The organism is Acidovorax sp. NN32 (assembly GCF_057597245.1).
This window is the reverse complement of the sequence record NZ_CP199679.1, coordinates 4,187,128-4,210,000: the sequence shown is the minus strand read 5'-3', so window position 1 is coordinate 4,210,000 and position 22,873 is coordinate 4,187,128. Positions and strand designations below refer to the sequence as shown.

The 22,873-nt window shown below is 65.8% G+C and carries 17 protein-coding genes and 2 rRNA genes (1 of these 19 cut by a window edge); 8 read left to right on the top strand and 11 right to left on the bottom strand.

The features are described from left to right. The 3 genes from ACT89O_RS19345 to cutA form a co-directional block, all read left to right on the top strand. A 23S ribosomal RNA gene (locus ACT89O_RS19345) occupies positions 1–2,324 on the top strand; it begins 555 nt to the left of the window's first position. 154 nt (positions 2,325–2,478) lie between these two features. Further along, positions 2,479–2,591 (top strand): 5S ribosomal RNA (gene rrf, locus ACT89O_RS19340). A 991-nt stretch (positions 2,592–3,582) separates the two neighbouring features. Continuing rightward, entirely contained in the window at positions 3,583–3,930 is a 348-nt protein-coding gene (cutA, locus tag ACT89O_RS19335) for a divalent-cation tolerance protein CutA (protein ID WP_487260898.1), read from the top strand. Positions 3,931–4,000: 70 nt separating this feature from the next. Here the strand turns inward: cutA and ACT89O_RS19330 are convergent, their stop codons facing one another. From ACT89O_RS19330 to ftsY, 3 genes are all read right to left on the bottom strand, one after another. Further along, positions 4,001–5,065, bottom strand: coding sequence for a hypothetical protein (locus tag ACT89O_RS19330; protein WP_487260897.1), 1,065 nt, complete (start codon positions 5,063–5,065; stop codon positions 4,001–4,003). Between the two features lie 112 nt (positions 5,066–5,177). Further along, positions 5,178–7,847: an EAL domain-containing protein gene (locus ACT89O_RS19325; protein WP_487260896.1), complete on the bottom strand. Its 2,670-nt coding sequence runs from the start codon at positions 7,845–7,847 to the stop codon at positions 5,178–5,180. Between the two features lie 133 nt (positions 7,848–7,980). After that, positions 7,981–9,357: a signal recognition particle-docking protein FtsY gene (ftsY, locus tag ACT89O_RS19320; protein WP_487260895.1), complete on the bottom strand. Its 1,377-nt coding sequence runs from the start codon at positions 9,355–9,357 to the stop codon at positions 7,981–7,983. A 27-nt stretch (positions 9,358–9,384) separates the two neighbouring features. Between ftsY and ACT89O_RS19315 the strand changes: the two genes are divergently transcribed. The 3 genes from ACT89O_RS19315 to rsmD are packed head-to-tail and all read left to right on the top strand — an operon-like array spanning position 9,385 to position 12,896. Then, a complete protein-coding gene (locus tag ACT89O_RS19315) occupies positions 9,385–10,830 on the top strand; it encodes a M16 family metallopeptidase (protein ID WP_487260894.1) in 1,446 nt (481 codons plus the stop codon). Positions 10,831–10,851: 21 nt separating this feature from the next. Next, positions 10,852–12,207: a M16 family metallopeptidase gene (locus ACT89O_RS19310; RefSeq protein ID WP_487260893.1), complete on the top strand. Its 1,356-nt coding sequence runs from the start codon at positions 10,852–10,854 to the stop codon at positions 12,205–12,207. Beyond that, on the top strand, positions 12,204–12,896 hold the full coding sequence (gene rsmD, locus ACT89O_RS19305; protein WP_487260892.1) for a 16S rRNA (guanine(966)-N(2))-methyltransferase RsmD: 693 nt from the start codon (positions 12,204–12,206) through the stop codon (positions 12,894–12,896). The genes ACT89O_RS19310 and rsmD overlap by 4 nt, the downstream gene beginning before the upstream one ends. A gap of 29 nt (positions 12,897–12,925) precedes the next feature. On the opposite strand, the gene ACT89O_RS19300 is transcribed toward rsmD, so the two are convergent. The 8 genes from ACT89O_RS19300 to ACT89O_RS19265 all read right to left on the bottom strand — a co-directional run bounded on the left by ACT89O_RS19300 (position 12,926) and on the right by ACT89O_RS19265 (position 20,611). Next, the gene (locus tag ACT89O_RS19300; protein WP_487260891.1) at positions 12,926–14,629 is read right to left on the bottom strand and encodes a DUF4832 domain-containing protein; all 1,704 of its coding nucleotides are present in this window, start codon (positions 14,627–14,629) and stop codon (positions 12,926–12,928) included. 57 nt (positions 14,630–14,686) lie between these two features. Further along, positions 14,687–15,100, bottom strand: a complete 414-nt coding sequence (locus ACT89O_RS19295) for a hypothetical protein (RefSeq protein ID WP_487260890.1) — start codon at positions 15,098–15,100, stop codon at positions 14,687–14,689. Beyond that, positions 15,100–15,570, bottom strand: a complete 471-nt coding sequence (locus ACT89O_RS19290; protein WP_487260889.1) for a lysozyme inhibitor LprI family protein — start codon at positions 15,568–15,570, stop codon at positions 15,100–15,102. The genes ACT89O_RS19295 and ACT89O_RS19290 overlap by 1 nt, the downstream gene beginning before the upstream one ends. 54 nt (positions 15,571–15,624) lie before the next feature. Next, the gene (locus ACT89O_RS19285) at positions 15,625–15,945 is read right to left on the bottom strand and encodes a hypothetical protein (RefSeq protein ID WP_306554689.1); all 321 of its coding nucleotides are present in this window, start codon (positions 15,943–15,945) and stop codon (positions 15,625–15,627) included. Between the two features lie 16 nt (positions 15,946–15,961). Beyond that, positions 15,962–17,671, bottom strand: a complete 1,710-nt coding sequence (locus tag ACT89O_RS19280; protein ID WP_487260888.1) for a TPM domain-containing protein — start codon at positions 17,669–17,671, stop codon at positions 15,962–15,964. 202 nt (positions 17,672–17,873) lie between these two features. Continuing rightward, positions 17,874–19,055 carry a helix-turn-helix transcriptional regulator gene (locus ACT89O_RS19275; RefSeq protein ID WP_487260887.1) on the bottom strand — a complete coding sequence of 394 codons (1,182 nt, stop codon included), beginning with the start codon at positions 19,053–19,055 and terminating at the stop codon, positions 17,874–17,876. Positions 19,056–19,180: 125 nt separating this feature from the next. Next, complete coding sequence (locus tag ACT89O_RS19270; protein WP_487260886.1) at positions 19,181–19,981, bottom strand: hypothetical protein; 801 nt, start codon at positions 19,979–19,981, stop codon at positions 19,181–19,183. A 168-nt stretch (positions 19,982–20,149) separates the two neighbouring features. Continuing rightward, positions 20,150–20,611 carry an IPTL-CTERM sorting domain-containing protein gene (locus tag ACT89O_RS19265; protein WP_487260885.1) on the bottom strand — a complete coding sequence of 154 codons (462 nt, stop codon included), beginning with the start codon at positions 20,609–20,611 and terminating at the stop codon, positions 20,150–20,152. A 312-nt stretch (positions 20,612–20,923) separates the two neighbouring features. On the opposite strand from ACT89O_RS19265, the gene ACT89O_RS19260 reads away from it, so the two are divergent. After that, positions 20,924–22,153 (top strand): helix-turn-helix transcriptional regulator, encoded by a 1,230-nt coding sequence (locus ACT89O_RS19260; RefSeq protein ID WP_487260884.1) that lies wholly within the window; start codon positions 20,924–20,926, stop codon positions 22,151–22,153. A gap of 148 nt (positions 22,154–22,301) precedes the next feature. Then, a complete protein-coding gene (gene coaD, locus ACT89O_RS19255) occupies positions 22,302–22,802 on the top strand; it encodes a pantetheine-phosphate adenylyltransferase (RefSeq protein ID WP_055395514.1) in 501 nt (166 codons plus the stop codon). Positions 22,803–22,873 lie beyond the last annotated feature (71 nt).

The following is a 22,873-nucleotide window of genomic DNA, read 5'->3' as shown; positions in this document are numbered from 1 at the left end:
ACCTTTTGTATAATGGGTCAGCGACTTACATTCAGTGGCAAGGTTAACCGAATAGGGAAGCCGTAGAGAAATCGAGTCCGAATAGGGCGAATCAGTCGCTGGGTGTAGACCCGAAACCAAGTGATCTATCCATGGCCAGGATGAAGGTGCCGTAACAGGTACTGGAGGTCCGAACCGACTAGTGTTGCAAAACTAGCGGATGAGCTGTGGATAGGGGTGAAAGGCTAAACAAACTTGGAAATAGCTGGTTCTCTCCGAAAACTATTTAGGTAGTGCCTCAAGTATTACCGTCGGGGGTAGAGCACTGTTTAGGCTAGGGGGTCATGGCGACTTACCAAACCTATGCAAACTCCGAATACCGACGAGTACAGCTTGGGAGACAGAGCACCGGGTGCTAACGTCCGGACTCAAGAGGGAAACAACCCAGACCGCCAGCTAAGGTCCCTAAAATTGGCTAAGTGGGAAACGAAGTGGGAAGGCTAAAACAGTCAGGATGTTGGCTTAGAAGCAGCCATCATTTAAAGAAAGCGTAATAGCTCACTGATCGAGTCGTCCTGCGCGGAAGATGTAACGGGGCTAAGCCAGTTACCGAAGCTGCGGATGTGCAATTTATTGCACGTGGTAGGAGAGCGTTCTGTAGGCCTGTGAAGGTGTCTGGTAACGGATGCTGGAGGTATCAGAAGTGCGAATGCTGACATGAGTAGCGTTAAAGGGGGTGAAAAGCCCCCTCGCCGTAAGCGCAAGGTTTTCTACGCAACGTTCATCGGCGTAGAGTGAGTCGGCCCCTAAGGCGAGGCAGAGATGCGTAGCTGATGGGAAACAGGTCAATATTCCTGTACCGATCAATAGTGCGATGTGGGGACGGAGAAGGTTAGCTCAGCCAACTGTTGGATATGTTGGTTCAAGCCTGTAGTCGTGCCTGGTAGGCAAATCCGCCGGGCTTAGATGAGGGGTGATAACGAGTCTGCTTGCAGACGAAGTGAGTGATACCCTGCTTCCAGGAAAAGCCACTAAGCTTCAGCTATTGACGACCGTACCGCAAACCGACACTGGTGCGCGAGATGAGTATTCTAAGGCGCTTGAGAGAACTCAGGAGAAGGAACTCGGCAAATTGATACCGTAACTTCGGGAGAAGGTATGCCCCAAGTAGGTGAACCTGTACAAGGCGAGCCCAACGGGGTTGCAAAAAATCGGTGGCTGCGACTGTTTAATAAAAACACAGCACTCTGCAAACACGAAAGTGGACGTATAGGGTGTGACGCCTGCCCGGTGCTGGAAGATTAAATGATGGGGTGCAAGCTCTTGATTGAAGTCCCAGTAAACGGCGGCCGTAACTATAACGGTCCTAAGGTAGCGAAATTCCTTGTCGGGTAAGTTCCGACCTGCACGAATGGCGTAACGATGGCCACACTGTCTCCTCCTGAGACTCAGCGAAGTTGAAATGTTTGTGATGATGCAATCTCCCCGCGGAAAGACGGAAAGACCCCATGAACCTTTACTGTAGCTTTGTATTGGACTTTGAACAGATCTGTGTAGGATAGGTGGGAGGCTTTGAAGTGAGGTCGCTAGATCTCATGGAGCCAACGTTGAAATACCACCCTGGTGTGTTTGAGGTTCTAACCTAGGTCCATTATCTGGATCGGGGACAGTGCATGGTAGGCAGTTTGACTGGGGCGGTCTCCTCCCAAAGCGTAACGGAGGAGTTCGAAGGTACGCTAGTTACGGTCGGACATCGTGACGATAGTGCAATGGCATAAGCGTGCTTAACTGCGAGACTGACAAGTCGAGCAGATGCGAAAGCAGGACATAGTGATCCGGTGGTTCTGTATGGAAGGGCCATCGCTCAACGGATAAAAGGTACTCTGGGGATAACAGGCTGATACCGCCCAAGAGTTCATATCGACGGCGGTGTTTGGCACCTCGATGTCGGCTCATCTCATCCTGGGGCTGTAGCCGGTCCCAAGGGTATGGCTGTTCGCCATTTAAAGAGGTACGTGAGCTGGGTTTAAAACGTCGTGAGACAGTTTGGTCCCTATCTTCCGTGGGCGCTGCAGATTTGAGGAAGCCTGCTCCTAGTACGAGAGGACCGGAGTGGACACACCTCTGGTGTATCGGTTGTCACGCCAGTGGCATTGCCGAGTAGCTAAGTGTGGAAGAGATAACCGCTGAAAGCATCTAAGCGGGAAACTCGTTTCAAGATGAGATCTGCCGGGGCCTTGAGCCCCCTAAAGAGTCGTTCAAGACCAGGACGTTGATAGGTCAGGTGTGGAAGCGCAGTAATGCGTTAAGCTAACTGATACTAATTGCTCGTGCGGCTTGACCCTATAACTTTGATAGCCAATATGCAAACCGTAAGGAATGTGTGAAAAGCTCAAAGATTGTTATGCCAAGTTGACGCAGTCAAAAAACACAAAAATCTGATTCCAAACTCTATGAATTCGCCGAGCTGTTCCTCGAACAGCCCAGCACCCAGTTATGCCTGATGACCATAGCAAGTTGGTACCACTCCTTCCCATCCCGAACAGGACAGTGAAACGACTTTGCGCCGATGATAGTGCGGGTTCCCGTGTGAAAGTAGGTCATCGTCAGGCTCTTACAGCCCAGAAAACCCCAGTCTCATAAAGACTGGGGTTTTTTGCTTTGGGAGTACGAGATTCTTTGGAGCTGAGACACTCACAGTGTCCGCCTGGGCTCAGAGAGGCAACCGCCGACCTATGCTCGAACACCAGCAGTTCTCCCTTGCCAAATGCTGTCCTGAATCGCCCCAGTTTTGAACTGACCCCCAGAAGTTGGACGGCTGCCTTGCCGCCAACTAGGTGGTGTTTCTCAGCCGGTATTTGCGCAGCGTCGAGATGGAGGGGGTCGAAGGGATCATGATCGCGCTCCTGTCCAAGAACGAGGCCGATTGTCTCGCTCGCCAACATAGACAGGGGCGCGATGTTTACTTGGCGTCAGGGCCTTCGCGGCGGCCTACCGCGCGAGCGGTTTAGTCCATCGTCCATTTGCGGCCGAAGCGGTCGCTCAGTCCAGCACCTGAGGATGACTCAGATCAGCCTGAAGCCGCCGCAAGGCCAAATCGAAGGCCTTTGCGGCAAGCGTTTAAGCACAGTGCAGAGTGGAAAAATCCTGTGCGGAAGGCGCAACGAATTGACCTGCACGAAAAATACAAGACTCAGTGAAGACCGATCGGAAAAGTACAACCCTGAGGGAATAAAAAGTACAAAGGTATGCACCTCGTGTCGTTCTAAGCGGTTGATTTCTCAAATTCGGCAGTACAACGCTCAGTGCACATCGACAGTCGCCTGGGCCATCGGCCCAGGAATCAGAAGGCGCTATGGCAGGATGGTTGTGCTAAGCCATTGATTCAAAGGGGAATTTGATGGCTGCAGAGGTCGCGGCGAATCCAATATCTCGTTGTCAGAGCGTGTTCCCGGTACGGGGTTCCAGCCCTTTGTAGCCAAGTTTTTTGCGATTGTTGCGAAAAATAGAGCAGTCTTTTCATGATCCAGCGGTTTTCGCGCCGCTGGCATTGCATCCCCCGCTATGGCAGACTGCACCGCCCAACGCCTTCGGGAGACGCGCATGACTGAGCCGACCGCACTTTGCGACATTCTCGTTGTCACTACCACGGTGGCCACCGAAGCGGAAGCGCGGCGGCTGGCGCAGCTGGTGTTGCAGGCGCGGCTGGCGGCCTGTGTGCAGGTGGAGCCCATCACGGCCTACTTTCGTTGGCAGGGCGCGTTGCAGGAGGACCGCGAGCTCCGGCTGGTGTGCAAGACCGTGCCCCGTGCGCTGCACCCTTTGCTGGCGCTGCTGCGGGCGCAGCATCCCTATGCGCTGCCGCAGCTGGTCACGCACGCGCTGCAGGGGTCCGCGGAATATGCTGACTGGGTGGATGCGCAGGTGGCCGACGCTACGGTGCTGGCATGAAGCTTGGGCATTCCCCAGTTTGCCGACGTCTCGGCCGCTGGTACGGGTCGCTCAAACTCTCGGATCGCGATCACACGCTCAGGTCGATCTGCTGCACCGTGCCCGCGCTGCCGTTTTCTCGCAGGTAGATGCTGGCGGAGCGCACGGCGCCCAGGCTGTGGTTGTCCGCCGTGCGCAGGGCGAAGGGCGTTGCCTGGGCGGTGAGTTGCACCGCGCCCACGCCCAGTTCCTCCAGGGTCTGCAGGCTACCGCTGCCATCTGCATTCGGGGTCCACACGCGCAGCTGATGGAAGACCGGGTCGGCCTCATCGATCCAGCCGTTGCCGTCGCTGTCATGCCGGGCCAGTTCTGTAAAGCCGTTGCCCGTGTCCGGGCCGAAGAGTTCCAGGCCGCTGTCGATGCGCGCGTTCTGGTTGGTGTCTAGCGCCAGATAACCCCGGTTGCCGGCAAGCAGCGGCACTTGTTCGGTCTGCCCGTCGCCGTCCAGGTCGAAGGCAAAGCGCAGGTCCTGCAATTGGGCGGCGGTGCCGTCGAAGTTGATGACCAGCGGGTCCACCGCCACGGCGTCGCCCAGCCGCAGGCTCACGGAGGATTCCTCGCGGTAGCTGCGTTGCATATCCAGCTGCAGCGTGAACCGGATCTCCCGGCCATCGGTGGTGCGCACCGTGCCCGCTGCAGCGAACTGGGTGCGCTCGGCTTCTTCCAGCACTTCGCGCTGCTCATAGATCAGGCCAAAGCCCGCGCGCTGGCGCGGGGCTGCGGCCATGCTGTTCGTTGGGGCCAAGGGGGGCGGGGGAGCTGCGGGCGCGTCGGTGGACTGCGGCCCGGCATAGACGCGGACGAGCACCCCGGTCATGCGTTCGATCAGATCGCGGATCATGGCGAGCTGGGGCGTTAGGCCCTCGTCGCGGGCGCGCTCCGGCAGAGGCTCGACCGAGGTGGTGGCCACATGGGGTGCATGGGCGGCCTGGGCCAGGCGGGCAGCGGTGGAGATTTGCAGCGGCGGTGCCTGGCGGGCGAGGGGCGTGCTGGCGGGGCGGTCGCCCACCCACATTTCCAGGCGGCTTGTCTGGCTGTGCATGCGCGTGGCGACATGCTGGGACTGCATCTGCAGGGTGGACGACTCGATTCTCATGGGGCACCTCCATGGTTTCCACGGAGGTCCGGCGCGGTGCGGGCTGGCGTGGCCCCTGGTTATCGGCACTTCTGCGCGGTACCTTGAATGCAATCCCGATACCGGCCCAAGGTCAGCTGGAGGTGCCTTCCGGGCCCAGCACCTCCCGCGCGACCCGATCAAAGTCTTCCAGCGCCATCGGCCTGCCAAACAGATAGCCCTGAAACGCCTTGCAGCCGTGCGCCAGCAGAAATTGGTGGTGCGCCGCCGTTTCGACCCCCTCGGCGATCACGTCCAGACCCAGGCTGCCGGCCAGCGCGATGATGGAGCGTGCGATGGCCGCGTCGCTGGGGTCCAGCAGCACGTCGCGTACAAAACCCTGGTCGATCTTGATCTGGTCCAGCGGCAGGCGCTTGAGGTAGCTCAAGGACGAATAGCCGGTGCCAAAGTCATCCAGCGAAAAGCCCAGGCCCTGGGCTTTGAGTGCGCGCATGGTGGCGATCACGCTGTCCACGTTGTCCAGCAGCAGGCTTTCGGTCAGCTCCAGCTTGATGTGCGCCGGGTCGGCGCCAGTGCGCTGCAGCAAGGCCAGCACCTGTGCCACAAAGTCTTCCTGCAGAAACTGGCGCGCGCTGACGTTGATGGCCAGGCTCAGGTGGGCCATTGCCGGGTCCAGCCGCCACCGGGCTTGTTGGCGCAGGGCGGTTTCCATCACCCAATAACCCAAGGGCAGGATGAGGCCGGATTCCTCTGCCAGCGGGATGAACTCCGATGGCGGCACCATGCCGTGCGCGGGGTGTTGCCAGCGCACCAACGCCTCTGCGCCGGTAACCCGCCCCTGCGCGTTCACCTGGGGCTGGTACAGCAGCAGGAACTGCGACTGGCGCAGGCCGTTGTGCAGCTCCGTTTCCAGCAGCGCGCGGCGGTTCACGGCCTGCTGCATGTCAGGGTCAAAAAAGCGCAGGGTGTTGCGGCCCGCGTCCTTGGCGCGGTACATGGCCATGTCGGCCTGTTTGAGCACCTCGTCCACCGAGTCACGGTGCTCGCGCAGCAGCGTCACCCCGATGCTGGCTGTGAAGTGGTGTTCATGCCCGGCCAGATCGTAGGGCTGGCGCAGCTGGGCCAGGATCAGTTCGCCCAGCGTGCGCGCCTGGGCGGCGGCTTCCGGCGGGTCACTGCTCAGGTTCTGCAGCACCACCACAAACTCGTCGCCCCCCAGCCGGGCCACCGTGTCCTGCTCGCGCACGCAGCCGCGCAGGCGCAGGGCCACTTCCTTGAGCAGCAGGTCGCCCACCTCATGGCCCCGGGTGTCGTTCAGGGTCTTGAAGTTGTCCAGGTCCACAAACAGCACGGCTGTGGTCAAGCCCGAGCGCGCGCCGCTGGCCAACACCTGCTGCAGACGGTCTACCAGCAGGCGCCGATTTGGCAGCTGCGTGAGGGCGTCGTAGAAGGCCAGGTAGCGGGCCTCGTCCTCGGCCGCCTTGCGGCCCGAGATGTCGATGTCGATACAGAACATCTCCGGTGGGTGGCCCGGCACCCGGATGTAGGCATGGCTGGAGAAGACATGCACGGGCGTACCGTCCTTGCGCTGCAGCTGCAGCTCGCCAGCGGGAATCACCTCGGCCGTGGCGAACATGTGGCGTACGTGTTCACGCACGGCGTCGCGCATGGGGGGCGGAATGATGAGGTCGAGCAGGTTGCTGCCCAGTGCCTCCTCGGCCGTGTAGCCATACAGCTCCTCGGAGGCCTGGTTCCAGTAGCTCGTGGTGCCATCTTCCAGATAGCCTTGCACCGAGATGGACGGGATATTGCGCAGCAGCGAGCGAAAGCGAAGCTCTGACTCGCGCAGCGCACTTTCGGCGCGCTTGCGTTGGGTGATGTCCCGCGCCAGGAAGACCACGGCCGCCTGGCCACCCACTGTCACCCCCAGGGGCTGTGCGCGCCCTTCAAATTGCCGCGTGCCCGAGAGGGTTTGCATCTCGTATTCCACGCTCTGCGTCTGGCCCGACAGCAAGGTGCTGCGGATCAGTTCCACAAATCTGTCGGCCTCCTCTGCGGGCAGCACGTCATGCATCCGCTTGCCCACAAGTTGGGCGGGGCTGGCGGCCAGCGGGGCGTCGTCGGGCGATAGCACTTCCACATAGCGCCCCTGGGCATCCAGCACCAGCAGCACGTCGGGAATGGCCTGCGCAATGGCCCGAAGCCGGGCGGCCGTGCCGTGCAGTGCGCGTTCGGTGGCCAGGCGTTCTTCCACGTCGTGCAGCAGCAGGCCCAGCGCCACCGTGGCGGGTGTGAAGGTCAGCAGAAAGGGCAGGGCCAGGGTCTGGTTGACGCGCTGAACCACTTCGGTCGGCAGCAGCTGGAACACCGCCAGCACGGCGGTGTGCACCAGCAGCCCGAACAGCGCCAGCGTCACGGGCTCGACTCCCAGGCGCCCACGCGCCCGGCCCTCGCGGTAGACCAGGCCCAGTGCGGTGCACAGTGCGATCACCATCAAGCCCACCTCTGCCCCCGCGCCGCCCAGCCACAGGCGGCCGGTGGCGGCCATGGCGGCGGCGATGCAGGCCACCAGAGGGCCGCCAAACAGACCCGCCATGCTCAGCACCACCGAGCGGGCGTCAAAGATCACCCCGGGCATCAGCACCACCGGTGTGAGCATGCCCACCACGCAGATGGTGCCAAAAAGAATGCCCGAGAACACCTGCCCGGTGCGCGGATGCTGGCGCCAGACGCGGATGTTGAACCCATGCAGAAAGCACAGCGCCAACAGCAGGGCAACACCTTTGACCAGCTCAATGAACATGGGCCTCCGTGCCTTTCCAGGGGGAAGCCCATCATGGGGGAATTGCCGCAGTTCGTAAACGTGAAAATGGCCCCCGAAGGGGCCATGGATCACGCTGGCGGGGGAAGGGGGCGGCCCGGACCGCCGGGCTGCATCAGGTGAGCAGCGCCTGCGCGAACTCGCGCGCGTTAAAGGTTTCCAGGTCTTCGAGCTTTTCGCCCACGCCGATGAAATACACCGGAATCGGGCGCTCCTGCGCGATGGCGGCCAGCACACCGCCCTTGGCCGTGCCATCGAGCTTGGTCACGATGAGGCCTGTGAGCTGCAGCGCGTCGTCAAACGCCCGCACCTGGGCCAGGGCGTTCTGGCCAGTGTTGCCGTCGATCACCAGCAGCACCTCGTGCGGCGCCGTGGCGTCGGCCTTGGTCACCACGCGGCGGATCTTTTTCAGCTCTTCCATCAGGTGCAGCTGGGTGGGCAAACGGCCCGCCGTGTCCACCAGCACCACATCCTTGCCGCGCGCCTTGCCGGCCGTGACGGCGTCAAAGCTCACGGCGGCCGGGTCGCCGCCTTCCTGGCTCACGATTTCGACCGTGTTGCGGTCGGCCCAGACGCCGAGCTGCTCGCGCGCTGCCGCGCGGAAGGTGTCGGCCGCCGCCAGCAGCACGGCCGCCCCTTCGCCAGCCAGGTGTTTGGTGAGTTTGCCAATCGACGTGGTCTTGCCCGCGCCGTTGACGCCCGCCACCATGATCACCGTGGGTGTGTGTTCGCCGATGACCAGGGCTTTTTCGAGCGGGCGCAGCAGGTCGGTCAGTGCATCGGCCAGCAGGCCCTTGACGGCGGCGGGGTCGGTTGCCTTGGCCTCCTTCACGCGGCGCTTGAGGTCGGCCAGCAGGTGGGTGGTGGCCTTGACACCGGTGTCGGCCATCAGCAGGGCCTCTTCCAGCTCTTCATACAGCGCATCGTCGATCTGCGTGCCGGTGAACACCGTGGTGATGCTGCTGCCGGTTTTGCGCAGGCCGGCCTTGAGGCGATCCAGCCAGCCCTTGCGTTCCGTGGGGGCGGCTGCCGGTGCGGAAGCGGGTGCTAGGGCAGCGATGGCGGGGGCTGCCACCGGCACGGGTGCCGCAGGAGTTGCCTGAACCGGGGCTGCCACCGGCACAGGTGTGGGAACGGGTGTGGCTGGGGGCGCTGCGGCTGGCACTGGCGCAGGCGGTGGGGCTGGCGCTGTTACGGGCGTGGGCGCCGGAGCTGCCTCGGGCGCCTTGGGGGCAAACGGGTTGCGCAGCCAGCCAAACGCTGCCGGTGCTGCAGCCGGGGCTTCGACGGGCGGTGGCGCGGGCACGGGTGCCGGGGCGGGCGAAGTAGCCGGAGACGGCGGCTGCGCCACCGCAGCTGTCGCCGCTGGCACGACCGGGGTGTGGGGGGCGGCAGGCGCCGGAGCGCCGTGCGAAACGGCCGGGGAGGGCGCATCGGACGGTGCAGGCGTCGATGGCGGAGCGGCGGGCTTTTTCTTGAAAAAACTGAACATTGGAGGGTTCTTAGAATCATCCATTCTATGAAACGTGCTTTCACCCTACTGGGCCTGCTGGCCTGCCTCTCGTCCGGGGCTGCCTTTGCGGCAACGCCTCCCGCCTCTCAACCCCCCGCTGCGCCTTCCACCACGCCGTCCGCCACGGCCTCTGGCGCGCAGCAGTTCACGCTCAAGAACGGCATGCAGCTTATCGTGCAGCCCGACCGGCGTGCCCCCACTGCGGTGCACATGGTGTGGGTGCGCGTGGGCTCCATGGACGAGGTGGATGGCACCACGGGTGTGGCCCATGTGCTGGAGCACATGATGTTCAAAGGCACCAAGACGTTGCCGCCGGGCGAGTTCTCGCGGCGTGTGGCGGCTTTGGGCGGGCGCGAAAACGCATTCACCAGCCGCGACTACACGGGTTACTACCAGCAGATCCCGTCCAACCGGCTCGAAGATGTGATGAAGCTCGAATCCGACCGGTTTGCCAACAACCACTGGCCGGATGACGAGTTCAGGAAGGAGCTGGAGGTCGTCAAGGAAGAGCGCCGCCTGCGCACCGAAGACCAGCCCCGCGCCATGCTGGCCGAGCAGCTGTTTGCCGCCACCTTCACCGCATCGCCCTACCGCCGACCGATCGTGGGCTGGATGAGCGACCTGGATGCCATGACACCGAATGATGCGCGCGCCTTCTACCGCCAGTGGTACACGCCCACCAACGCCGCCGTGGTGGTGGCAGGCGATGTGGACGTGGCCCAGGTCCGCGCACTGGCCGAGAAGTATTACGGCAGCCTGCCCGCCCACGCGCTGCCCGAGCGCAAGCCCCGCACCGAGCCCGCGCAGCAGGGCCTGCGCCGCATTGCCGTGAAGGCCCCGGCCGAGCAGGCCTACGTGGCGCTGGCGTTTCGTGCGCCCAGCCTGAACCGTGTGGAGAACCTGACCGAAACCGACCGCGACGCTCTGGCGCTCATGGTGCTGTCGGCGGTGTTCAACGGCTACGACGGCGCGCGGCTCGACCGTGCGCTGACCCAGGGCGAACACCGCGTGGCCGACAGCGCCAGCAGCGGCGCCATGGTCACGGGCCGTGGCCCCAGCCTGTTCATGCTCAGCGGTGTGCCCGCTGCCGGCAAGACGGCCCAGCAGGTGGAAGACGCGCTGCGCGCCGAGGTCACCCGCGTCGCCCGCGATGGGGTCAGCGAGGCTGAGCTGACCCGCGTGAAGACGCAGTGGATCGCCTCGACCGTGTACGAACGCGACTCGGTGATGAACCAGGCGCAGGAGCTGGGGGGCAACTGGATTCAGGGCTTCCCGCTCGACGCCAACGAACGCCTTCTGGAGCTGCTGCGCACCGTGACGCCCGCCCAGGTGCAGGCCGTGGCCGCCAAATATTTTGGCGACGACCAGCTCACGGTGGCCACCTTGCTGCCCCAGCCGCTGGATTCCCCCCGCCCCCGCGCACAGCCCGCACCCGGTGCGTCCCGCCACTGAACCCGCTTTGCGCCCTATTCCATGATTACTATTAAAAACATAGCTGCTCGCGCTTTACTGATAAGCGCTGGAGCCATTTTTTATTCAAATTCTGCCTGGGCGCTGCTGCCCATCCAGCACTGGACGGAGGGGAACGGCGCCAAGGTCTACCTGGTCGAAAGCCCGGTCATCCCGATGGTGGACGTGCAGATCGACTTTGATGCTGGCAGCCGCCGCGACCCGGCGGGCCAGTCGGGCCTGGCCAGCGCTGTGGCCGCCATGGCCAGCAAGGGCGTGAAGGCCGGGCGCGACACCAGCACCGAACCCGCGCTGGACGAAAACGGCCTGGGCGAGGCCTGGGCCGACCTGGGCGCCAGTTTCGAGGTGGCCGCCGACAACGACAGGCTGCAGTATTCACTGCGCTCGCTCACCGACCCGCCGCTGCTCGATAAGGCCGCCCGTCTGGCCGCGCGCCAGATCGGCGAGCCCAGTTTTCCGGCCGACGTGTGGCCACGCGACCGCGCCCGCTGGAGCGCCAGCATCAAAGAGTCGCTGACACGCCCGGCCACCGTGGCCAACCACGCGTTTGAAGCCGCCGTGTACGGCAGCCACCCCTACGGCGTGCAGACCACCGCAGAGACGCTGGCGCGCATCAGCGTGGCCGACATGCAGGCGTTTCACACCCAGCACATCGGCGCCTGCCGCGCCAAGGTCAGCATTGTGGGCGCCGTGTCGCGCACACAGGCCCAGGCGCTGGTGGCCACGCTGCTGTCGCGCCTTCCCGCCAGCACCGGCTGCGCGCCGCTGCCGCCCGTGGGCGAGATCGCAGCGCTCGCTGCACCCGCCGAGCAGAACATCCCCTTCACCTCGGCCCAGGCCCATGTGCTGATTGGCCAGCCGGGCTTCCAGCGGCGCGACCCGGACTTTGTGGCGCTGCTGGTGGGCAATCACATCCTGGGCGGCGGCGGTTTTGTCTCGCGCCTGACCAACGAGGTGCGTGAAAAGCGCGGCCTCAGCTACAGCGTGTACAGCTACTTTGCCGCTGGCATGCACGCCGGCGCCTTCACCGTGGGCCTGCAGACGCGCCCCGACCAGGCGGCCCAGGCCGTGAAGGTTTCGCGCGACGTGATCGCACGTTTTGTGGCCGAAGGCCCCACCGAGGGCGAGCTGCGTGCCGCCAAGGACAACCTCATCGGCGGCTTTGCGCTGCGCATCGACAGCAACAAGAAGCTCCTGGGCAACGTGGCCAACATCGCCTGGAACGAGTTGCCGCTGGACTACCTGGACCAGTGGACGAAGAAGGTCGAAGCTCTCACCGTGGCCGACGTGCGCACGGCCATGGCCAAGAAGCTGCAACCCGAACGCATGGTGACCGTGGTGGTGGGGGGCAAGCCATGAGCCGCTCGACCCTGAAAACCACCGCCATCAACGCCGAGATCCGCAAAGCCCAGGCCGCAGCGGCCACCCCGGCGGTTGCCGCTGGCAAAAAGGGCGCGCCCAAGGACAAGGCCGTTGCCGCAGCAGCGCCCAAGGGCGCGGGCGAAATCCGCATCATTGGCGGGCAATGGAAACGCACCCGCCTACCCGTGGCCCAGCGCCCCGGCCTGCGCCCCACGCCCGACCGCGTGCGCGAAACGCTGTTCAACTGGTTGGGCCAGGACCTGACCGGCTGGCGCTGCCTGGATGCCTTTGCGGGCACGGGCGCGTTGGGGCTTGAAGCCGCGTCGCGTGGAGCGGCCGCCGTGCAGCTGGTGGAAAGCGATGCCGCTCTGGTGGCCCAGCTGCACACCCTGCAGCAGCGCCTTTCGGCCACGGCCGTGCGCGTGCAGCGTGGCGACGGGATTGCCGCCCTCAAACAGGCGGCGCCCGCCAGCATCGACCTGGTGCTGCTGGACCCGCCGTTTGACAGCGACCTGTTCGTCGCTGCCCTGCAGGCCGCTTCCAAGGCTGTGGCCGCCCAGGGCTTTGTCTACCTCGAAGCGCCCCGCGCCTGGACGGACGAGGAGCTGGCAGCGAGTGGCCTGGTGCTGTACCGCCACCTCAAGGCCGGCGCCGTGCACGCGCACCTGCTTCAGCGCAGCGCCTGAAGCACGCAGGGCCGCAGACCCGCAGCGACCTACCTTTTCAACGTCGCCAGCCGGATGCTGCCGTCGGCCTCGATGCCCGCCATGTTCCAGCGCAGCGTCTGCGGCAGCCCCGCCAGCGTGGGCTGGCGCACCCAGGCCAGGTGCACCGTGTAGCTGCCCGCAGGTGGGCTCGGCAAGGTCCAGGTGGTGTTGATCTGCGCGGGCACACCCGGAAGAATGGCACGCGCCTGGGCGGTGCTCAGCAGCTCCCGGCTGGCCACCACTTGGCCGGTGCCATCGCGCAGCTGAGCCTGCAGTTGCCAAGGGGTGTAGAGCGGTGCGTTACCCGTGTTGTCCACGCGCACCTGCACCTGCACCGTGCTGGGCGTGGGGGCCGTGACAGTGATGGGCCCCAGCGCAAAGCGGTAGCCCGCCTCGCGCCCCACGGCCGCCAGGTGGGCCTGTTCGGTGCCCGTAAAGCTGGACCACGGCGCGTTCAGGTTGCCATTGCCCACGGTGGAGACATGGAAGTCGCGCACCTGCTGCAGCGCGGTGGCGGCGTTGGTCTTGGACTCGCCGGGGCCGAAGGGGCAGAACTCCGCGATCCAGGGGGCGGTCTTCCAGCGGTCCGAGATCTGTGCCCAGTCGCCCGGGCGATCGGTCCACTGCTTCATGAAGCCGTCCTGCGCCAGGCAGTCCCAGCGCAGGCCCACCGGCAGCGTGGTGGTGGTCTGCTGGAAGAACGCGTACTGCAGCGTGTCCAGGTTGGCATGCGGGATGAACATCGCATGCTGCGCATCCGGGAACCTGTCGAAATGCATCTGCGCAATGCTGCGCTTGGTGGCGTTGGAGGCCGGGGTGATGCCTTGGGTTTCCAGGGCCGGTGTGTAGACCACGTTGGTGGTGTTCATGGCCCACTCGCCGTACTGCCCGTACAGGCCCACGTCGATCCAGGCCAGGTCCGACGTGTCGCCCAGCGCGGCGGCCACGGCCTGCAGCAGGGCCTGCATGCGCTCCAGCACATAGGGGTGGTTCCAGTTGGGCACCAGCGTGGGAGGCAATGCGGGCGCGGGCGGGGTGGGGGCGGGCATCGGGGCCGCCCACACGCAGGCGGGGTTGGGTGCGGAGCATTGCGGCTGCGCCGTGCCCGCACCGTGCAGGTAGGTGGGCACGTCCAGCGTGTTGGTGCCGTAGCCACGCATGGCCTGGATGCGAAACGCAAACTGCCGCCCAGCGGCCCGGGCGGCATCGCGCGCGGCCACCAGGTTGCCGAGGGTGTATTGGCCGGGTGTGTTGCCTTCCAGGTCTTTCCAGAGGTAGCGCTGGTAGGCGGCCTGGGGTGGTGCCGATTGTGCGAGCGGCACGTCACCCGGGTCCGAGCGCCACTGGTAGTAGCCCCGGCCGGGGTTGGGGGTCAGGTCGCTGGCGATGGCCAGGGGCGCGAGCAGGGAGTTCACTGAAACCACGCTCCATCCCGCGCTGGGCGGGGGGGGCGCTGGAGGTGGCTGCGACGGCGGCGGCGATGGGGGTGGTGCAGACGGGGGCTTCACCGGCGGTGCTGTGGGGGCCGGCGGGGGCGGTGGTGGGGGTTCCGGCGTGGGCCCTGGTGCGGGCGCCGTGCCTGGGGCTGGCGTGGGAGTGGGAGTGGGAGCCTCGTTGGCGTCCCCGCCGCCACAGGCCGCCGCAAACAGGGCGGCCGCCAGGGCCGTGAGCCGCGCCATGCGGACGGGGTGCAAGGTGCTGAGGGTGTTCATGGATGCCATTTTTTGAATGAAATTGGGCTCTAGCGCTTATCTGATAAACGCTAGCCGCTATTGTTTTTGATGTGATCTGTCCGGCGCGGTGGTCTCGGCTTCCGGTATCACCGTCAACCGCAGTGCATCTCTCTCCAGCGTGTAGGCGAAGGTGTAGCGGCCCGGCTCCAGGGTGGCGCGGCCTTGTGGGAAGGAGGTGTCGGTCACGTCGGTGAGCTGGCGCTGGGCCAGCTGGATGCGCGTCTTGCGGTAGTGCGCCAGCGTGGCCGGAACGGCGTGCCACCGGCTGGTCTGGCCGGGCCGCAAGGGGCCCAGGTCCACATCGCTGCGGGTGCGCGGCAGGCCTTGCCAGACATGCTCGAACACCTCCTGGCTGTTGTTGCGCACGCGCAGCCACACCGTGGGGTGGTCCTGCGCGTGGGCCAGTCCGGGTGCCAGCACGGGCAGCAGCCGCAGGAGTGTGCGGCGCATCATTCCGAATCCTTCAGGTTTTGCAGGTCCCTGCTCAGGTCGCACACCCGCGCGCGTCGGCGTTCCAGCGCGGCACCGGCGATGTTGAGCGCGGCCGATGTGCCCTGGTCGGCATGCAGCATGGCGTCCCACTGGCCCTGCGCGGTGTCGAACGCCAGCCATGCGCGCTGCGCCGCACGCAGGGCGTCACGCCGTGCGGGGCCAGCGGCCTTGAGGGCCTGGGCGTAGACGCGGTTGAGCTCCTTGTCCCACGCGGCGTAGGCGGCCGACTGCGCGTCACGCAGGTCCACCGTCACGCCACCGCTGCGTTCGGCGGCCGCAGCCAGGGCCTTGTCGATGGGGTGGGCAGAGGTCTGGCCGCAGAAGTGTTCGGCGGCGTGGGCTGTGTGTGTCCCGGCGGCCAGCAGGGTGAGTGCGGCCAGCAGTGCAAGGGTGGTGTTGTACAAGGGCTTGTGCGGGGGGGGGGGCATGGGGGGGGGCCTTCTTTCTGGCGTTCTTCTCTTTTCAGGGGGAGTGCACGGAGCTCATGCGCCCACCCACAGGAGCGCTGCCAGGGTGGACAGCAGCGCCAGCACGGTGAAAGCGACTACCGCGCCTCCGCTGGCCGCTGCCACGCTGACCACGGTGGACCAGCCGCGCGCCTGGCCCCAGTGGGCAAGGTGGCGGGCCAGCCCCAGCGCGGCGAGCCAGCCCAGCACCAGCAGCACGGCCAAGGCGCCCAGCAGCTTTCCGCCCTGGGTGGAGTTCATCCCGTTGCTGCCGAGCAGTGCCGTAAACATGAAAAACAGCGCGGGCAGCAGATTGGCAGCGCCCGCCAGGAGCATGGTGAGGGTCGTGGCTGACATGCGGTGGGCCTGCGGCTTACTCCGTGACGGCGTAGCTCAGCACATCCAGCGACTGCGTGTGCTGGGGGTTGCCCGAGATCCAGTCCGCACGGGCGATCACCGTGTACACCCTGCCCTGTTCCAGCTTGCCGCCAGGTTGCAGGGCGGCGGTGCGCGGGTCTACGTAGAGCATGGCCGTGAACCCTTCGGCGCTGCGAAGCAGCACGGCCTGCTTGCCGTTTTTCACCTTGATATCGCTCACCCAGGCCGCCTTGTTGCCGGTGGGCGGGTTCAGGCTTTCCACGGTACCCGACAGGCGCACGATCTTGCGCCAGACCTTGCTGTCCTTCGGGTTGGTGACCTTGCCGCTTTCTGCGGCATCGGCCTTCTGAATGTCGCCCAGCGACTGGTAGGCGATGGTCCAGTCCGCGTGGCTGGTATCGCGGCGCAGGTGGTCGGCGGCGAGCATCAGGGTTTCCGTCCAGCCCCCGCAGGCGTTCTTCTTTTTGCACAGCGGCCAGGCTGTGCTGATCCAGCGCTTGAGCTGCTCGGCCTTGTCCTGGTGGCCACCCATCTCCAGCGCCACGCCCGCGCCCAGCACGGCGGCGGCCTGGTTCTGCTCGGGCGCCACCACCAGCACGGCGCCGTTGCCCACATCGAGCTTGCCTACGCGCAGCTGGCGCATCATGGCGTGGGCATATTCATTGGCGCTCTTGCCGCCCAGGTCCTTCACCAGCAGGGTGACGATCTCCACGCCCGTTTTCTGCGCATGCTCGTACATCTGCTTTTCAAACTGCGCGCGGATGGCCGGGTCCAGGATGCCGAACTCGTCGTAGATGAACTGTGTGCCCTTGGACGGGATGGCGGCCGCGTCTGCCTTGGGCAGGGTTTCGGCAGCGGCGGCCAGGGCTGGGGCGGGCGTCTTGGCCGAGGGGACCGCCGGTGCTGCCGTGGGCGCTGGCGCCTTGGCGACCGTGGTGGCGGGTGCCGGGGCGGGCGATGCGGCAGCCGGTGCCGGTGCAGCGGGGGCAGCCGCTGCGGTGCGCACCGGCAATCCGCCAGAGCACTGCGGCCCACCGCCTTGCAGCTCGCAGGCTTCTGTCCAGCCGCTGGCAATGGCGGCCAGGCGCTTCTTGCGGCCCGGGTGGGTTTCGCCGTCCTTCTCGGGGATCAGCGTGGCAATGGCGCGCTGGGCATCGGCCAGCGGCGCGCCCATCTTGTAGAGCACAAAGCCGCTGAACTTGTCCGACTCCAGCTCGATGGGTGGCTGGCTGCCGCCGGGCACGATGGTGTGGCCCGAGAGGTGGTGCCCGATCTCGTGGGCCATGATGCTCACGGGCGCCCAGTTGTTGGATTTGGTGGCCTGAATGACTTCGCCCATGAAGGCCGGGTTGTAGGCAATCACGCGGCGCGGCACCTTGTCAGGCCCCTGCATGATCACCGCCGCTGCGTTGGGCACCTTGCCCTCCACCACCACAAAGTTGGCGGGCAGTCCGGTGTATTTCATGATCTCGGCCACCACCTGTTTGCCGGTGCCGCCGCCCTTGGACAGGTCGGGTGGCGAGAAGGCCAGTGGGCTGCCGTCGTACGAGCAGGCCTGCAGCGTAGCGGCCAGCTCGGCCGCCAGCTGGGCCTTGCTGGGCTTGGCCACGGCAGCCGTCTTTTGGGCCATGGCCAGGCCGCCCACGGCCAGGCCCAGCATGGTGGCGCAGGCGAAGGCGACAGGGCGAACAATGCGGTGTTTCATGGGGATGGGTTCCTTGGGTTGGGATCAGTGAATGCGGTGGCCGGTTGCGCTGCGTGTTGCGCGCAGCCGTCGATACTGTCGCGCCCCAAGCCAGGGCGGCCGAGCAAGGGCCGCCCCGCAGTGAGGGCCGCGTCCCCCTGCCCGCATGGCGCAGCCATGCGAGAGCGGGGGGAAGGCGCCGAAGGCGACTCAGGGGGGTGTCTCATGCCGTCACCAGTGCCGCCACGCGCAGCACGCGCTGGGCCAGTTCGGCCTGGCCGCGTGTGCCGGTCTTGGCGTACAGGCTGGCCAGCTGGGAGCGCACGGTGGGCATCTTCACGTGCCGGTTGTCGGCCATTTCGCGCGGGGTCATGCCCTGCAGCAGCAGGGGCAGCAGGGCGGCTTCGGCGGGGGTCAGGCCATAGAGCGCGCTGCACACCGACACCGTGGCGCCCGCGTGGGGTGGTGCCTCGGGCACCAGGATGAACTGGGCCAGCGGCTCGGCGGCGGGCCCTGGGCCATTGCGCAGCGGCGCGGCCAGTGCCACCAGCGTCCCCGGCGCGGTGTCGTGCTGGGTCTGCAGCCGGGCCGAGACGGGCGAGCGTGTGCTCAGGCTGGCGGAGAGCAGTGGCGTCAGCCCGGGGTGGATCTGCGCCAGCTGCAAGGGCTGGCGCGCCTGCCAGCCCGTGGCGTTGCGCAGCAGGATGCGGCATTCGTCCTCCACCCCCAGCCAGGCGCGGGCGTGTTCGTTCAGGTAGCGCACCTCGCCACGCTGGTTCACATGCATCAGCCCCAGCGGCAGCTGGTCCAGCGTGCGCTCCAGCGCACTGCTGTGGCGGCGGGCCTGCTGCAGACGGCGCTGGGCGCGCATGAGGCTGCGCACCCAGGGCGTCACGGCGCGCAGCCGGGAAAATTGTTCGGGGGTGAACTCGCTCTGGCCCAGGTCGTTGTACATCGCCAGCACGTGCATGCCCACCTCGGGCGAGGCCTCCACAATGCTGTTGACCATGGCATCGATGCCCAGGGGCTTGAGGTAGTCGGCATAGAACGCGCCACGGCGCAGGGCTGGGGTGCTGACGAGCTGCTGGCTCAGCGAGCCGCCGCGTGCCAGCGCCTCACCCTGCTGGCGCACGAGCGCTTCGCTCCACGCATCGCTGCCCTGGATCAGGTTCGCATAGCGCGCCAGAAAATCATCGGGCATGCCCCATTGGTAGGCGGCCAGCGGGTCGTCCGAGCCGGGCAGGGGGCAAAACAGCACCACCTTGTGGCTGCCCAGCGATTCGCCCACGCGGTGCAGCAGGCGCTCCACCATGCCGGGCTCGCCCAGGGCCTCCAGGCTTTCGGCCATCAGGGTCTCGAAACCCGGTATTCCCACAGGCTGCGGGTCCCGCTCTTCACCGCTCAATGGGTGCTCCTCATCAGGTTGAATGAACTGCGCCGGATGGTAGGGTTGATGCCTGCGCCGCAACATCATTCAGGTGAAGGATGTGGCTGCGGCCCGACAGGTTTTCATGAACTTGTTCACGCTTTTCACGCGCCCATTTGCCACAGCACGAGTTCGACCACTGCGCGGGCATAGAGCTGGGTGGCCTGCCACTTGAGCGCCGCGAACAGCGCACCGGCCAGCAGCAGCCGCCAGCCATCACGCCGCCAATCCAGCACCAAAAACTGCCGCAGCGCCACCATGAGCATCAGCGTCTGCAGCGCCGTCATGTACCAGGGAGACCAGGCCTTGTGCCACCTGAACAGCTCGGGCGACGACGCCAGCACCAGCGGCAGCTGGTTGACCATCTGCAGCGCAATGAACACCGCCTGGCAATACAGTGCCAGGGTCAGCAGCTCGGCCACGTTGTAGCCCCACCGGCGGAACACCAGCCACATGCTGGCAAACGCCGCCACCGCGCCCAGCGAGAACGACCACTTGGAGTAGCCCGTGACCAGAGCGACCATGCGCTGCGCCTCTTCGCTGGGTAGCTCGGGCCGCAAGTAGTCGGTGTGGCCCAGCACGATCAGCAGGAAGCCGATGGCCAGGCACAGCAGGGTCAGCGGGTGGGGGTGGTCCTTGCGCTGGCCCAGCACGTATTCGCGTGCGGTGGTGCCGGGCTGGGGCAGCACGCGCAGTGCGTTGCGGAGGGTGTTCCATTCAAACCAGCGAAAACGCTCCCACGCTTCCTTGCGCACGGTGCTGCTGCCCATGCGCGCGGCCTTCTTCTGCCCGCACTGCGCGCAAAACGGGCCAGAGAGCGCCGCGCCGCAGTTCAGGCATGCCTGGGTGTCGAACAGCGCGTCGCTGACGGTGGTGGGAGTGGGCTGGGGCGGACGGGGAATCACAAGGAAGGAACGGTGCAGGCCGGGCTGGGGTGGGCTGCGGATCGTAGGCTGTGGCCCGGCAGCCGCCATCGTTCACATGAACGACGATGAGCGACGGCGCTGCGTGGATTTGCTATGTTTTGTGTAGCTATTAGCGCTTGATGGATAAGCGCTGGCGCCCAAAAAACCTTAGAACTTCTTGCGACGCAGTGCCCCCATGCCCAGCATGGCCGCCGCGAGCGACAGCAGGATCAGCGCCCATTCACCCAGGGTGGGCACGGCGGTGGCGCCGACGGGGGGAACGTTGGGCGCGTTCACCGTGAAGTCGCAGGTGGCCGTGGGTGGGTTGGCGGGCCGGGGGCCCACCTGGTACAGCCAGGTGTTGGGGCGGGCCGGGTCATCGACCATGCGGACGTTGCCGCCGCAGTTGCCGCGGACCGTGCTGCCCACGGGGAGTGGCGGCGAAACGGCGCAGACCTGTTGGGGGCCGGGCACCGGGAAATCGGTGCAGGTAATGGTGAACGCGCCGGGCGGGTTGCTGATGGTGTTGATGGTGGCCCACTGGGCCTGGGCGCTTCCTGCGGCCAGGCAGGCGCTGACGGACACGGAGCGGAACAGGGCAACGCGGAAAATGCGGCGGCGGAGTTTCATGGGTGCGAGGCTTGGAAAAAAATGGACCATGCCGCCCGCTGGCGCGAGCGGCGACACGCAGGGACTGTAGAAAGCCCCGGCGCCCTTGCCCATCCGCTACCTGGAGGAGCCTCGCTCGCTATGTTCTCATTCGGGTAGATGATGACGGCAGCCAGGGGCGGCTCCTACGATCCGCCGCGTTCTATGAAACACATGGCCTGTGCGAAGCCGGGTGCCTGCGTCCGGCCCGCCTGCCTGCCTTTTGCAAAAGGTAACGGGCAGGGGCAAACGCTGGGGCAGCATTCCGGCGGGCGCAGGCTTTGCATAAAGGGAATGGGTTTGCATCCTGCTTTTTGCGATCTGCTGGCATCGGTGTCGGACGGCACCCGGTTTGGCGACACGCTGGCCCGCTACGCCGCCAGCTTTCGCGCGGACCTGCTCGGCGGCGCCTTTCTGGCCAGCGATCTGGACCAGCTGGCGCAGTGGGGCGCGGAGTTTGCCGCGCACCCCGAGGTGGACTACTGGCTGCAGTCGCCATCGAGCGACGGCGCGCCCGCGCTGCTGGCGATGGGCGTGACGCCCGAGGCGGCGCAGCGCTACGCCACGCACTTTCGCCTGCAAGACCCGCTGTGGGACGACGCCATGGCGCAGCGTGCGCGCACGGGCCCGTCGGGCACCTGGGTGGCCACGGACGCGCCCGTGCACGCCACGCGCGGCTTTCGCCGCAGCGAGATCTACAGCGACTTCCTGCGCGAGTACGGCATCGGCACCCGCATGTTTGGCGGCAGCCAGGGCGCGTCGCACCCGGTGGGCAATTTGTTCATGTCGGTGTACCGCCAGGGGGACGACGAGGGCTTCACACCGGAGGAAGTCGCGCGTTTTCGCGCAGAGTTTGGCGGCGTGCAGCGCGCGGCCTTTCTGCACCGCGAGATGGTGGCGCTGCGCGCGCGCACCCAGGGCCTGGAGTCGCTGATGGAGCAGATGCCCATGGGCCTGCTGTTCTTTGACACCGCCGGCCGCCTGCTGCACGCCAATGCACGCGCCCGGCTGCTGAGCGCCCGGCCCGAAAGCGTGGCCCTGCGCACGCTGCTGCGCCGCCCGGTGCTGGCCAGCACGGCCGATGCCGCGCTGCGCGCGCTGTTCCAGCAATCGCTGCAGGGCCGCAGCGGCTGTGTGGAGCTGCCCGGCACCGAGGGCGGCTTGCTGCTGGTGACGCTGCCCCTGAGCGATCTGGCTGCGCTGGGCCTGTGCCACCGCGCGCCAGGCATCGCCTGGGTGGTGCTGGAGCGCAGCCTGTGTAGCGAGGCCGCCGTCGCCCTGGCCCGCCAGGCCTACCGCCTGAGCCCGTCCGAGGCCGACCTGCTGCTGGCGCTGATGCGCGGCCAGACCCCGCAGGATTTTGCGGACGCGCGCGGCTCGCGCATCTCGACCGTGCGCACGCAGATGAGCGCGCTGCTGGCCAAGACGCGCACCCAGCGCCAGCAGGATCTGGTGGCGCTGGTGGCCCGGCTGATGCTGCTGGCACCGGGCAACGTGGCACTGCAGGGGATTGCGGTGGTGTGATCTCGTTGGGAGAGGGCGGCCCGCCGGTTCATGTTGCAGTGCACTGCATAATGCGCGCACGCGGCCCGCAGGCCCTGCGGCACGGGTGGTTCATCCGCTCCCAGGGCCCGGGCCAACGTCTATACAGCCAGACAGGAGACAACCAGCCATGGCCCAGAACGTGCTCGCCGTGTACCCCGGAACCTTTGACCCCATCACGCTGGGCCATGAAGACGTGGTGCGCAGGGCCACCCAGTTGTTCGAACGCGTGATCGTGGCCGTGGCTGCGGGCCACCACAAGAAGACGCTGTTCACCCTGGAAGAACGCATCGACATGGTCCGCGAGGCGGTCAAGAACTACCCACAAGTGCAGGTCGAGGCCTTCTCGGGCCTGCTGCGCGACTTTGTCGTGGAGCGTGGAGGCAAGGCCATGGTGCGTGGCCTGCGCGCCGTGACCGACTTTGACTACGAGTTCCAGCTGGCGGGCATGAACCGCAGCCTGATGCCGCAGGTGGAAACCGTGTTCCTCACCCCCAGCGACAAGTACCAGTTCATCAGCAGCACCTTTGTGCGCGAGATCGCCGTGCTCGGCGGCGAGGTGACCAAGTTTGTGTCGCCCTCGGTGGAGCAGCGGCTGGCCGAGAAGGTGCGCACGCTCACGCCGCCCTGATTTTTGGCCTAAATAGCCTCTGGCGCTTATCTGGTAGGCGCGAGAAGCTATATAAATAGTAGCGAAATCTC